The sequence below is a fragment of the Pseudomonas sp. Ost2 genome (assembly GCF_018326065.1).
Taxonomy (GTDB): Bacteria; Pseudomonadota; Gammaproteobacteria; order Pseudomonadales; family Pseudomonadaceae; genus Aquipseudomonas; species Aquipseudomonas gingeri.
On the sequence record NZ_AP021904.1, the window covers coordinates 3,983,506 to 3,996,412 of the forward strand.

The following is a 12,907-nucleotide window of genomic DNA, read 5'->3' on the forward strand; positions in this document are numbered from 1 at the left end:
AACCGGAGAATAAGAACATGACTCTTTTTATCGATGTCGATCATGCCGCGCGCCTGTTCGCCAGCGTCGGAATCCGCCGGGCCATCCGCGAGATGGCCACCTATATCCACGCCGACTACTCACGCTGGGCGCAGTTTGATAAGTCGCCTCGCACCGCCAATCATTCGGCCAACGGCGTGATTGAGTTGATGCCGACCGACGATGGTCGGCAATACTCGTTCAAGTACGTGAACGGTCACCCGGACAACGGTCAAAGCGACCTGCTGACGGTCATGGCCTTCGGTGTCCTGGCCGATGTCCACAGTGGCTATCCCACCCTGCTCAGCGAACTGACCCTGACCACGGCCTTACGCACCGCGGCGACCTCCGCCCTGGTCGCACAGTCCCTGGCGCGGCCGGGGGCCAGCACCATGGCAATCATCGGCAATGGTGCCCAGAGCGAATTTCAGGCCCTCGCCTTCCATGAAATGCTCTCCATCAGGGAGATCCGCATTTTCGATATCGATCGTGACGCTTCACTCAAGCTCAAGCACAACCTGTCGGCATTCCCGGCCATCGAGGTGATCCTGGCCGACTCGGTACAGGAAGCGGTCAAGGGCGCGCACATCGTCACCACGGTCACGGCGGACAAGGCCTATGCGACGATTCTGACGCCCGAGATGATCGAGCCCGGCATGCACATCAACGCCGTCGGCGGTGACTGCCCGGGGAAAACCGAACTGCATGCCGACATCCTGCGCAAGGCCCGGGTCATCGTCGAATTTGAATCTCAAACCCGGATTGAAGGCGATATTCAACAACTGGAGCCCGACTCTCCCGTCGTCGAGTTCTTCCGGATTGTTCAGGGCGAAGTCCCGGGCCGCGAAAACGACGCTCAGGTCACCGTTTTCGATTCGGTGGGGTTTGCCCTGGAAGACTTTTCGTCACTGCGCTACGTACACGACCTGGCGCGCGAGCATGCCATCGGTGAGCGCATCCATCTGGTGCCGACGCCGGCCAACATCAAAAACCTCTACCAGTTGCTCGACCAGCACCCCGAGGTTCCTTCACGCCTGCGCACCGTCAGTTGATCGCCACCGGTGAGAGCTTCCGAGCCCAGCGCCGAGGGGCGGCTCGCCGTGCAGCAACCATCACCGTCAGTAGCCGTTGCATCTCTGACAAGAACGCTGGACATCCACTTTTCTGCCAAAACTCGAAAACATAAAATCAAGAGGGTTTGCAATGAAATCGACTTCTTCCGGGCGGGTTGAACAGCCCGCGCTGCAGCGCACGCTCAGCAATCGTCACATTCAGTTGATGGCCATCGGAGGCGCCATCGGCACCGGTCTGTTCATGGGTTCCGGGAAGATCATCGCCCTCTCCGGCACGTCGATCATCCTCATCTACATGATCATCGGTCTGTTCGTCTACTTCGTCATGCGGGCCATGGGCGAACTGTTGCTCTCCAATTTGAACTTCAAAAGCTTCGCGGATTTTGCCGGTGCCTACCTCGGCCCAAGAGCGGCATTTTTCCTCGGCTGGTCGTACTGGCTGAGCTGGAGCGTCGCCGTGGTGGGCGATGCGGTGGTGGTCGGTGGATTCTTCCAGTACTGGTTCCCCGATGTACCCGCCTGGATCCCGGCCATCGCGATGCTCCTGACGCTGTTCGCCTTGAACGTGCTGACCGTCAGGCTTTTCGGTGAAGTGGAATTCTGGTTCGCGATCATCAAGATCATCGCGGTCGTCACCCTGATCGGCGTCAGCATGGTGCTGATTGCCAGTTCCTTCGTCTCCCCCAGCGGCGTCACTGCATCCCTGAACCACCTGCTGGATAAACAGGCAGCCTTCCCCAACGGTCTGTTCGGTTTCTTTGCCGGTTTCCAGATGGCCATCTTCTCCTTTGCCGGCACCGAACTGATCGGCACCGCAGCCGCCGAGACCCGCGCCCCCGAGAAGACCCTGCCCAAAGCCATCAACTCGATTCCGCTGAGAATCATCCTGTTTTATGTACTGGCACTGGCCTGCATCATTGCCGTGACGTCTTGGCAACAGGTGTCGCCCAGCAAGAGCCCCTTCGTCGAACTGTTCCTGGTTGCCGGGTTTCCCGCGGCTGCCGGTATCGTCAACTTTGTGGTGCTGACATCTGCCGCCTCATCGGCCAACAGTGGCGTCTTTTCCTCCAGCCGCATGCTGTTCGGACTGGCCAGCCACAACAATGCGCCGGGGGCTTTTCGGCGACTGTCGGGAAATAGCGTGCCTCTGCTGAGCCTGGGGTTCACTACGTTGTTGATGCTGGTGGGCGTGCTGTTGCTGTTCATCGTTCCGGAAGTCATGACCGCGTTCACCATCGTATCTACCGTGTCGGCGATCCTGGTGATCTTCACGTGGTCGACCATCCTCGCGTCGTACATCGCCTATCGCAAACGCCGGCCCGACCTGCATGCGCAATCGACCTACAAGATGCCGGGTGGCGTGCCGATGGCCTGGTTCTCCCTGGCGTTCCTGGGTTTTGTCCTGTGCCTGCTGGCGTTGAGACCTGACACCCGTATTGCCTTGATGGTCATGCCGGGGTGGTTCATCTGGCTGGCAATTGCGTTCCAGATCACCCGCGCCAGGATGCCCGAACTCGCTGGCGGTTCGACCGGCCAATACAGCTGATCCAGAACAGCGCCTGTCAGTGGCCAGCGAGACTGAATGCAGTATCGCGGTCCTGTGGATGCGGCAACGCCACGGAGGGCGTGCATGCCCCTGATGGCGCACCAGAAAAATATCGAGCTTTGTGCTGTGGACTACTTACCCAGATTTTGATTCATCAGATTATCCAGGACAGGGAATTCGTTGGCGGCCTGCCATTCATGCAAATGCTTGCAACCTTCAGCATTGACTTCTGCGAGGTTGCTGCGCCGGTCACATACCGTCGACCATTTTTGTCGCAGAGACGGGTACTTTATGAAGTCTTCCCGAGTAGGCGGTTGGTAGCCGGATAAACGCAGGACTGACAACACCAAAAGTGCGGACGCCCCAACGCCAATAGAGCACTTTTTATAATTCATATATCGGCTTTCCGTGAAGTGGGAACTCCTGGCACCTTGAGTGGCAATCACAACCGCCACTCACTGCTCAGGACACAGAGCGACTATATGAGTTGAATGGATCGACAAGAAGATCCACTTCCGATGCATTTCATGGAGCCATTTACCCTGGCTCGATGTCCGGAACAGAAACGCCCATCTGTTTCGGCTGCCCGTCTTTTCCTCGGATGACTGCAGCTGTCACTCATCCAGGAATATCCCCGGGTCAAGCAGCGAGCGCTTTCAGTCCTGGAGGTTTTCAGCCAGGAAGGCCACCAGTTCCATGGGGCTGCGGCTGTTGATCACGTTGTAGATCAGGTCGCGCTTGCCCCGCGGCAGTTTCTTCACACAGCTCTTGGCGGAGGCCCGCACGGCTTCGTCCGTACCGTGGATACGGGCGGCCAGCAGCAGGATGAGGACAGCGTCGGTGAGGTTCATGAATCAGTGGCTCGGTCGATCTGGACGAGAGTGTATCGGCACCTCGATGGTTTTCTCCAGGCGCGGGCCGGGATTGTCACAGCGCCTCCCCGGGCCAGCAGATCGGCGCGAAACCTCTGATACCGAACTGATCCCGAACTGATACCCCTGTGGCCTGTCGCCATCAGCGACGCAGCCCCATATTGGCTCGCCCCGATAAGGCCAAGAACACACTCAATAACGCAATTATCTACCCACCCACTATTGGGCAGGAGCAAACCATGAATGGCGAAATGGACATAACCCACGTCATCAAATCCGCGGACCACAACGGCGATCTCGGCTACGGTCGAAACCGCCTCAGCGCAGCCCGGGCACCGGATGAGCGCGTTTTTGACCCTGCCTCCGGCACAGGCATCCAGCGGCACGCGGATACACGACGCGAAGATTACTCATCGTTCTTCAGATCGATTCTGGATTATCGCCACACCACAAAGGCCGAATTCAATACCACGGCCAGCTATGGTGAGTTCTCCGCCGAATTTCACCTCAACTTCGAAAAGAAATACACCTCCCATCAAGACAACACGGCCGCCGTACGGACCCTGCGTCTGGTCTTCGGCGGCGCGAAGCTCGATGCGGTTTCGGCCGCGGTGCTCTCGCCCAAGTTCAACGCAGAAGTCGAACGCCTGCCCACGGCGTTCAGCCACGAGGAGGCGCATAAGTTCTATCGGTTCTTCGACCTGTTCGGCACCGATGTGGTGACCTCGATCACCCTGGGCGGCAATCTGTACTTCCAGACCCTGGTGCAGAAATCCAAGGTGACGGAGCTCGAAAAGATCAAGATCGAACTGGAGGCCGAGTACGGCACCTTCTTCACGGCTGACGGTTCGATCGATGATACGGTCGAGCGCAAGCAGTACATGGAAAGCCGCGACGCCTCGGTCACCACCGAGGGCGGCGACAACAACATCTTCTCCGGCGTCATCTTCACAAAGCCGAAGAAATATGACGACAAGACCAACCAGTGGATCACCTCCGTCGGGAAAAAGCCGGTCGTCGTGGGGCGCGAATTCAAGCCTGTCCACGCCTTCATTGCCGACGACAAACGACGCATCGCCGCGCAGACGGCCCTCGATCATTACATGGGCCGCTATCTGAACGTCCATTCGACCTGGGTCCACAGCAGCCTCGTCGTTGGCAACACGGCACGGCGAGAGCTGAAAAGCGATGCCGCCGGCGGGCCCGGTATCAAGGTGCGCGTGATTGACCGCAAGACGCTGGAAGGACGCGAAGAGCATTTCCCGGCCCCCGCTATCGGTAGTGCCGCCGCCGACATCAGCCAGTTCTGGAACGGGTTCAAGTCAGGTGTCGAAGCCATGGGACTCGAACGCGCCATCGTACTGCTGGCGACGGAGTTCTGGCCGCGGGAAAGCCGCTACAGCCCGCCGGATCACATCATCGCATTCCTGAAGAACAAATGCGGCGGCTCGGAGGCGACACTGCATCGCTGGCGCGATGATTCCCTGCGCTGCGTGCCGTGCCCCTATGCCGGCGTCAGCTACGGGCTGATCGGCTACGGCAGCGGCACCTCACAGGACAAGGGTGGGGATGTCTACGTGATCGGCTTCGGCGATCCGCAGCGCACGCTGCGGCCAGAGCTCGAGATTTTCGCTGACATCTACACCACTGAAGACGGCACGGCGAAGTTCACTTGCAATGACATCTTCAAGGGGGAAGCCATCCCCTTCCTGAAGTTCCGCAGCCATCACTGGAACACCTGGCAGATGGCCGCCGATCCCCGTGTCCCGGAGCGCGTGATACTCGAGGACGATAGCGCGGGCGATGCCGCCAAGGCGCTGTGGTACGCGCAGCCGGCGGGGCCAAAATACGACATGCACCCCTCCTATTTGATCAACGCCCAGACCTGCGGCGTCCTGCAATGGGACAGCGGCGGCTCGGCCCTGGAGAGGGAAGCCGTGCTGCGGCCCTACGCTCCCAATCTCGACATCAACCTGTGGGACCTGCGCTACCCCTACATTTTGTGCCTGTCTTACAACCCCAACTGGGACCTGCGCGCCTTTGAAGATCGGCGCGTGAAAGTGGCGGAGTACCGTTCCAGGGACACGGAAATGCGCTGGTCGCCCATTAACGTCAGCCGTGTGATCTGACCCCTATCCGAAAGGAGTATTGAAATGCCCAAGGGATACCAATCGTTTCTGCAGAAATCGACCCGCATGACCTTCTGCAGCAAAGAGAAACTCGCCAATCACGACCTCTCCGCAGCCTGGGTTGCCAGTGCGTTGAGCCACTTCAAAATAGAGGCCTCGGACACCAAGGACTACAAATACCCTCTCGACCGCCAGCCGGCCCGGGCCAGGATCTGGCCGGAGTGACTGCAAGCGTTCCAGGCGCCTGAAACAGCACCTCGTCGCCAGACGGGGACGTAAAGAACCTGGTGGTCCATGCCGGTCAACCTGACTGGCATGGGCCGACGCGATACCGCATTTCCCTCCTCGCCCATGTGCAGGTTCAGCATCGGCAGGTTATCGAGGTGCTGAATCCTGCTGCGGGACGCAGAAAAAAATCAAAGATCGATTGACTGATGTGCATATACACATATTATGTTCGTCATGAATAAAATTACCGGCCCAGATCTTTGCCATTGCCTTGCCGCACGGCGCAATGCGAGATACCTCACTCGTCTCTACGACCGACACATGGCGGCGGCGCATCTGTCGGTGTCGCAATTTTCGCTGCTTGCAATGCTGGCCGAACATCCGGACATCTCAATCTCGGAGCTCACCGAAATCATGGTGATGGAGCGAACCACGTTGGTAAGGGCACTCAAGCCACTCCAGACCGCAGACTTCATACACAGTCGCGCAGAGGGGCCACGCTCGGCATTACGGTTATCGCTCTCTTCCGAGGGGCAAGCCAGACTCAAGGAAGCGGAACCCTACTGGCATTTGGCTCAGCAAGAGCTTGAGGCGCAGGTCGGAGCGGATCGGGCCATATCCATTCGAGCGTCGTTGTTGGCGGTCATACCTGACACCTGAGGTTTTTTTTCAATCAATGTGTGTAATTGCACACATGATCATCTGTTACTGAGGAGACTGAAGATGAAGGCTTTTCCAAGAGTTGGGACGGGTGCGGGTGTTGACCCCGCCGATAGAATCAGCGCCATCGATTTTGTGAACCGGGTGAACTGGTGGTTCGAAACCTGGGACGTGGAGTCCATGCTCGATGCGTTTCTGCCTGATGCAGTGGCTTATCATTTTCATGGCACGATCAGCGGGCATGAGGAAATGAGGCATTTCTTCGCCCATGACTACCCCTACCTGATCCCTGGAGTGAGTCGTCATGCCACCAACCACATCGTCGATCAGGACGAGGACGGCGTGGTGGTGCGCTATCAGAACCTGCTGGTGCGCTACGCCTCCCCCGAGTCCGCTGCCGCGCTTCAAGCTGGCCATGTCATGAACAGTCCCGACGATCTGCCCGCCATCTGGCTCTACTCGCCCATGATGGACCGCCTGCGCCGTACTCACGACGGCTGGAAAATCACGGAACGCTACATCGGTGGCTCGACAACCAATACCCGCCTGGATCCTCCAGTCAAATCCGCGAACGAGATCGCTCCCTACCTTCCACGGGTCGCGAGCATTTAGCCCTTCCGGTCGGGGCAAATGCCACGACCTTTCTGAAACAAAGGAGCATTCAATGAATATCGCAGGATCCGTTGTTTTTGTGACCGGCGCCAGCCGCGGACTCGGCCTGGCCTTTGCCAAGGTCGCGTTGGCTCAAGGTGCGTCCAAAGTCTATGCCGGCGTTCGCAACGTCGAAGGATTCAATGTCCCCGGTATTGTTCCAGTGCAGATCGATGTCACCGATGAAGCGTCGGTCCTTGCCGCTGCCGAGCGATGCCAGGACACGACCGTACTGATCAACAACGCCGGCATCGCCATCCTTCAGGACGGTGCGTTGGGGGCGAACATGATCGAACTATCCCGACACCTGATGGATACCAACACCTTCGGCATCGTTCGCACCGCGCAAGCCTTCGCCCCGATTCTGTCGAGCAATGGCGGCGGTGCAATGATCAATGTGTTGTCGGATGTCACCTGGTTGAGCCCGCCGATGCTGGCGGCCTATGCGGCGTCCAAGTCGGCGGCGTGGAGCGTGACCAACGCATTGCGTCTGGAGCTGAGTGCGCAAAATACCCAGGTCGTCGCCGTGCATGTGGGCTTCGTGGACACGGATCTGACAAAAGGCTTCGACGTACCGAAAACCGATCCGCAAGTGGTCGCGCAGGTCGTGTTCGACGGCCTGAACAATGGTTCGCTCGAAGTCCTGGTGGACGAAGGCACCCGGTTCATCAAGTCCACCCTGTCGCAGGCCGATGCGGCCTATTTCAATCCACCACAGTCCGCCTGAGGCGCATGAGCGACGGTCCTGATGGGCCGCTGTCACGGGACCAAGAGGATCAGGCGAGGCTCGAGGGCAGTTTCAAGCACCTCGAGCAACGCCAGTGTGACCGGCAACTTGAAGCGACGCGGGCCGGCGCTGCCGGGATTCAGGTACAAAAGCTCATAACGGACAGCGCTTGCGAACTGTAGCCCAGGTCAAACCGTCTTGTGCTTGCGGTTGAAACACACCAGATCAATCTCTACCAGCGCCTTGCGTCCCAACCGGGTGACACCCACGGTGGTGCGTGACGGTAGTTTTTGCGGATTATTGAAATGCTCCACGTACACCCGGTTGAACGCCGCGAAGTCGTTGTCGTAGTCGCTCAGGTAGATGCGCACGAACAGCGTGTCATCCAGGCTGTAACCGGCATGATCGACGATGCGGCGCAGGTTCTCGAAACACAGTTGCGCCTGCGCCTCGATCCCCTCTCGCAGCTCGGCGGTGGGGTCGTCAGGGTCGGTGGGCAATTGCCCGGTGACGTACAGCCAGCCGTCGGCCTGGACCGCATGGGAATACATCGCCGAGGGCGGCGGTGGGCTGGCATTGGGCACAAAGTGGTGCAGCGTGTCCTGGGTCATTCGTAGGGTCCTCAAGCAAAAAAGTCAGAGCGCCTCTAGCGCGGCCTGAAAGCATTCCACCGGCGCCAGTGCCACGCCGATGCCAATCCAGCCCGTTACGCCGTCGCGGTGGGCGATGCCGGTATGAATCCGGATGGGCTCCGCCGCCGCGACCACCGCCCGGGCATCCAGCCCCGTCCCCACGCCCTCAGGACCGGCCAGCGCCGGGGCTAGCAGTGGGTGCTGGCCGACAAACAGCTGGCGCATGCGTCGCCCGCAGTCCCGGGCCTGTACCCAGTCCTGGCCCATCAAGCGCGCCAGTTCGGGGGCGGCATGGGCGATGGTACCGCCCAGTCCGTAGGCTTCGACGATGGCGCTGTCGCCCAGGTCGGGCTGGCCGTCGCGGGGCCGGTGCGGTGGAAAAAAATACCCCTGCGGCTCGCTGGCTGCATGGGTGAACCAGCGCTGCCCTGCCCCGGCGATGCGCACGCCACAGTGCACGCCATTTCGCGCAATCGCCGTGATGATCGACGAACCCGCGATGCCGCTGGCCCGGTCCAGGGCCAGCTTGGCTGCCGCCATGGCATAGTTCAGAAAGTGCTGCGGGTTGCCCAGCAGCCATTGCCGGCTTTCGGCTTCGAGGCCCGGCAACTGAGCCGCGAAGGCGTACATCGCGCCGACATTGCGTTGATGGGTGTCATCCCCCAATGCGATGCCCTGGGCAATCAGCGGCAACAGCGATAATCCTCCAGCGGGCAACGCCTTGATGATACTCGGACCGATCACCCGATCCAGGTAATCGAGTTGCTCGGCGACCACGCCATCGTAGCAACCAAAGCGCAACGCCCGGCGCCCGGACTCGGCGAGGGTGGCATGCACCACCTCGCTGCCCGCGCGGTTCTCGATGCGCATCAGCAACTGACCGGGACGCACCACGCCGGCCATGGGCGAAACGGTGCCGAGATCGTGGTTGGCATGCAGGGTGATTTCGCCGTCGAGAATCAGCCGCCTGGCGCTATCGACGTCACCCGCCCAGCCCTCGTGCAAGGTCGCACCGGCCAGGGCGTTGAGCACCACCGCCGGAATCTCCCCGGCATGTGCAAACGGTGGGCCGGCATGCCCCAGGTGGCCGGTTTCGAGACCCAGGGCCGAGGATGCCGGTTCAGACCCGACCAGCACCGGCTCGGTGGCGAGAATACGTTGCACGGCCAACGCATTGGCGTGAGCTTCAGACATGTTGGGCAACCGCCTCCGGGCGATGCTGGTGGGACAGAAACTCCTGCGCCCGACGGGTTTGTGGCGCACTGAAAAACGCGTCCGGGGTAGCGGTCTCGACAATCCGTCCATGGTCCATGAACACGATACGATCGGCGCTGCGCCGGGCGAATTCCATTTCATGGGTGACCACGATCATGGTCATGCCCGCCTGGGCCAGGGACTGCATGATCGCCAGCACCTCGCTGACGCGCTCGGGGTCGAGGGCGCTGGTGGGCTCGTCGAACAACAGCAATTGCGGGCGACTGGCCAATGCACGGGCTATCCCCACCCGCTGTTTCTGCCCCCCGGACAGGGTGGCCGGGTAGACATCCGCCTTGTCGCTCAGGCCGACCCTGGCCAGCAGTTCGAGGGCTTCGGCCTGTACTTCCAGCCTGGGACGGCGCTGTACGTGCAGCGGTGCCTCCATGATGTTCTGCAGCACCGTCAAGTGCGGCCACAGGGCAAAATTCTGGAACACCATGCCGGTTCGGGTGCGGATACTGGCGATATTGCGTTCCGACATCTTGCTGCCGTCTTCATTGAAGCCAATGCGCTGGCCGGCGACATGGATGCTGCCGTTATCGGGCACCTCCAGCCAGTTCAGGCAGCGCAGCAGGGTCGATTTGCCGGCACCGGAAGGACCGAGCAGGCATACGGTCTCACCCACCGCCACGTGCAGGTCGATGCCCTGCAGTACCGGGCGCCCAGCGAAGCTTTTGTTCAGCCCCGCCACCTGCAAGGCAACGGGAGTGGGGTTATTCAAGGAAGTCATTGATAACGCTCCGCCTTGCGCCGCAGCATCGAAACGCCCAGCTCGATGACAACGCAGATCAACCAGTAGAAAAACACCGCCGAGAACAACGCGGCGAAGGGAATGTAGTAGTTCGATTGCAGGCTGTTGGCCGCCGAGGTCAGCTCGGGCACGGCGATGATGGTCAGGAACGAGGTGTCCTTGACCACCTGGATCATCTGGTTGCCCAGGGCCGGCGCACTGCTGGTCCACAGGTTCGGCAGGATCAGCCGCCGCGCCAGCAGCACACCGCGAAAGCCGAACGCCAACCCGGCCTCGATCTCTTCACGGGGTCGCGCCAGCCAGCCGGCGCGCAGAATCTCGGCGATATAGGCGCTGTGGTACAGCAACAACGCCAGCAACCCGGACTGGATGTTGCCCAGGCGCAGCCCGAAGGATGGCAGGCCGTAGTAAACCAGGTACGCCAGCAACAGGAACGGCGTGCAGCGCATCAACTCGATAAAGCCGCGCAACACCGACGCCAGCCAATGCTGACGGCCCATCAGCAGCAAGGTCAGGCCACAGCCGGCCAGCAACGACAAGGCCCCCGCCACTACTGACAACGCCACCGTCAGTCCGGCCCCTTCGAGCAAGTCGCCCAGGTGCTCCCAGACCACCGCAAACTCATGGGCGATCATGCGAGGCGCGCCTTGTAGTGACGTTCAAGATAACGCTGCGCCGCCACCACCAGCCAGATGATCACGATGTACAGCAGCAGCGCCGCAATCAAGGGAGGCAACGGCCGGTAGGTATTGGCACCGATGCGTACCGCAGTGCGGGTCAGCTCGACAATGCCGATCACCGCCACCGCGGGGCTGTTCTTGATCAGGATCGTCATCTCGTTCACCAGCAGCGGCAACACCTGGCGTCCGACCTGTGGCAGCACGATGCGCCGAAGACGCAATGCCGCACCCATGCCACCGGCCTTGGCGGCATCGAGTTGATCGCGGGGAAACTGCGCAAAGCCACCGCGCCAGATTTCGCAGTTGAACGCCGAGGTGTTGAGGGTCATGGCAAGGACCGCTGCCGCCGGTGCCGAGATGTCATACCCCAACGCCGGGGTGATGAAGAACACGGCCAGCGCCAGGGTCAGCAACGGTGTGGCGCGCAGCACGCTGATATACGCCGCCAGCAGCGGACCGAGCAACGGCCATCGCTGGCGCCGCAACAGCGCCAGAACCAGGCCGACCACCTGGCCGAGGGCGATCGATACCGCCGTCAGTCCCAGGGTCACCAGCGCCCCCATCAACAAGGGGCCTGGCTCCAGGCCCCATTGAGTGAAGTTCATGTGGACTCAATCAGTATTCGGAGACGAAATGCGCTGGCGGTTCAGGGAATACCGTGCCAAACCACTTCTGCTGGAGTTGCGCGATATCGCCGTTCTTGCGTTCCTGGTCGAGGAAGTTGTTGAGGTAGTCGAGCACGCTCTGATTACCCTTGGCCACACCCCAGGCCACGTAGGTCTTGCTCGACACCGCCTGGCCCAGTTCGAACACACCAGGCTTTTCCTTGAGCAAGGCGTTCAGGCCCACGATGTTGTTGACCACGTAGTCGGTACGGCCCAACGCGAGGTCCTGGTACGCCTCGGGGTACGAGGTGTACTGCACGATCTTGCCCAGTTTGCCACCGCTGGCCGCCAGCAGTTTTTCCAGCTCCGGCAAGCGCTGATACATCGCACTGCCCGCCTGGATGCCCAAGGTCAGGCCATTGAGATCGGCGACGCTTTTGATCCGGTCATCGCCCTGGCGCTTGAGGTAAAACACCGTGGCTTCGGCAATCGGCGTGGTGAAATCCAGCGACTGCTGGCGTTCACGGGTGATCAGCAAACCGGTGATGGCGGCGTCGTACTTGCCACTGACCACACCCGCCAGCAGCCCGGTGAACGGCATGATCTGCTGGTGTACATCCAGCGGCCCGGCGGCCTTGAGCTTTTGCACCAGTTCGTTATCGAAGCCTGTGGGCTTGCCGTTGTCCACAAACTCGAAGGGACGGAATTCATCTTCCGTGGCCACCGACAGGTAGCCGCGTTGCTTGACCTCGTCCAGCGTCGCCGCCTGCGTCAGGAAGGGAGTCAGAAGAGTGGTGAGCGCCAAAGCCATGCGCAAGGAACGTCCATGACCAGGCTTGCGTACTGTCGGTGCAAAGCGAAACGCTGTCATGAGGGATCGACCTGTGGAGGATGCTGCGATGTTGGGGAATGGCAGCGAGCGTAGCGGCGTTTTGTAAGTCCTGAAAAGAATATTGAAATCTATTGATATTCTAAAAATATATATCCAAGTCGAGCGAGGGATCGCGGTGGACGCGCCATGAGCACCAACGGGAAGCCTCGCTTCCCGTTGGTGCTTTTACGGTTCACATCACTCGCG

The 12,907-nt window shown here is 60.4% G+C and carries 14 protein-coding genes and 1 pseudogene; 7 read left to right on the plus strand and 8 right to left on the minus strand.

Going from position 1 to position 12,907, the window contains the following annotated elements; translation table 11 throughout:
• Positions 1-17: 17 nt before the first annotated feature.
• On the plus strand, positions 18-1,070 hold the full coding sequence (locus KI243_RS17340; protein WP_212809485.1) for an ornithine cyclodeaminase: 1,053 nt from the start codon (positions 18-20) through the stop codon (positions 1,068-1,070).
• 151 nt (positions 1,071-1,221) lie between these two features.
• A complete protein-coding gene (locus tag KI243_RS17345) occupies positions 1,222-2,637 on the plus strand; it encodes an amino acid permease (protein ID WP_017128622.1) in 1,416 nt (471 codons plus the stop codon).
• 656 nt (positions 2,638-3,293) lie between these two features.
• Here KI243_RS17345 and KI243_RS17350 read toward each other — a convergent pair.
• Positions 3,294-3,488: a hypothetical protein gene (locus KI243_RS17350; protein ID WP_017128623.1), complete on the minus strand. Its 195-nt coding sequence runs from the start codon at positions 3,486-3,488 to the stop codon at positions 3,294-3,296.
• Between the two features lie 260 nt (positions 3,489-3,748).
• Here KI243_RS17350 and KI243_RS17355 point away from each other — a divergent pair, with 260 nt between their 5' ends.
• From KI243_RS17355 to KI243_RS17375, 5 genes are all read left to right on the plus strand, one after another.
• Positions 3,749-5,638: an MAC/perforin domain-containing protein gene (locus KI243_RS17355; protein ID WP_177082840.1), complete on the plus strand. Its 1,890-nt coding sequence runs from the start codon at positions 3,749-3,751 to the stop codon at positions 5,636-5,638.
• Positions 5,639-5,662: 24 nt separating this feature from the next.
• Positions 5,663-5,863 carry a hypothetical protein gene (locus KI243_RS17360; RefSeq protein ID WP_017128625.1) on the plus strand — a complete coding sequence of 67 codons (201 nt, stop codon included), beginning with the start codon at positions 5,663-5,665 and terminating at the stop codon, positions 5,861-5,863.
• A gap of 237 nt (positions 5,864-6,100) precedes the next feature.
• On the plus strand, positions 6,101-6,526 hold the full coding sequence (locus tag KI243_RS17365) for a MarR family winged helix-turn-helix transcriptional regulator (protein WP_244861731.1): 426 nt from the start codon (positions 6,101-6,103) through the stop codon (positions 6,524-6,526).
• 63 nt (positions 6,527-6,589) lie between these two features.
• Complete coding sequence (locus tag KI243_RS17370) at positions 6,590-7,138, plus strand: nuclear transport factor 2 family protein (protein ID WP_177131592.1); 549 nt, start codon at positions 6,590-6,592, stop codon at positions 7,136-7,138.
• Positions 7,139-7,190: 52 nt separating this feature from the next.
• Positions 7,191-7,904 (plus strand): SDR family oxidoreductase, encoded by a 714-nt coding sequence (locus tag KI243_RS17375; RefSeq protein WP_212809489.1) that lies wholly within the window; start codon positions 7,191-7,193, stop codon positions 7,902-7,904.
• Between the two features lie 32 nt (positions 7,905-7,936).
• Here the strand turns inward: KI243_RS17375 and KI243_RS32895 are convergent.
• The 7 genes and pseudogenes from KI243_RS32895 to KI243_RS17405 form a co-directional block, all read right to left on the minus strand.
• Positions 7,937-8,065: pseudogene (locus tag KI243_RS32895) on the minus strand (metallophosphoesterase); the annotation flags it as partial.
• A 27-nt stretch (positions 8,066-8,092) separates the two neighbouring features.
• A complete protein-coding gene (locus tag KI243_RS17380; protein WP_017128630.1) occupies positions 8,093-8,515 on the minus strand; it encodes a RidA family protein in 423 nt (140 codons plus the stop codon).
• A gap of 24 nt (positions 8,516-8,539) precedes the next feature.
• Positions 8,540-9,730 (minus strand): DUF1116 domain-containing protein, encoded by a 1,191-nt coding sequence (locus KI243_RS17385; protein WP_212809491.1) that lies wholly within the window; start codon positions 9,728-9,730, stop codon positions 8,540-8,542.
• Entirely contained in the window at positions 9,723-10,523 is an 801-nt protein-coding gene (locus tag KI243_RS17390; protein WP_042936517.1) for an amino acid ABC transporter ATP-binding protein, read from the minus strand. Before KI243_RS17390 ends, KI243_RS17385 begins: the two co-directional genes overlap by 8 nt.
• On the minus strand, positions 10,520-11,179 hold the full coding sequence (locus tag KI243_RS17395) for an amino acid ABC transporter permease (protein ID WP_212809492.1): 660 nt from the start codon (positions 11,177-11,179) through the stop codon (positions 10,520-10,522). Before KI243_RS17395 ends, KI243_RS17390 begins: the two co-directional genes overlap by 4 nt.
• Positions 11,176-11,829 (minus strand): amino acid ABC transporter permease, encoded by a 654-nt coding sequence (locus KI243_RS17400; RefSeq protein ID WP_212809496.1) that lies wholly within the window; start codon positions 11,827-11,829, stop codon positions 11,176-11,178. The genes KI243_RS17395 and KI243_RS17400 overlap by 4 nt, the downstream gene beginning before the upstream one ends.
• Before the next feature lie 10 nt (positions 11,830-11,839).
• Complete coding sequence (locus tag KI243_RS17405; RefSeq protein WP_177107259.1) at positions 11,840-12,640, minus strand: transporter substrate-binding domain-containing protein; 801 nt, start codon at positions 12,638-12,640, stop codon at positions 11,840-11,842.
• Between the last annotated feature and the right edge of the window lie 267 nt (positions 12,641-12,907).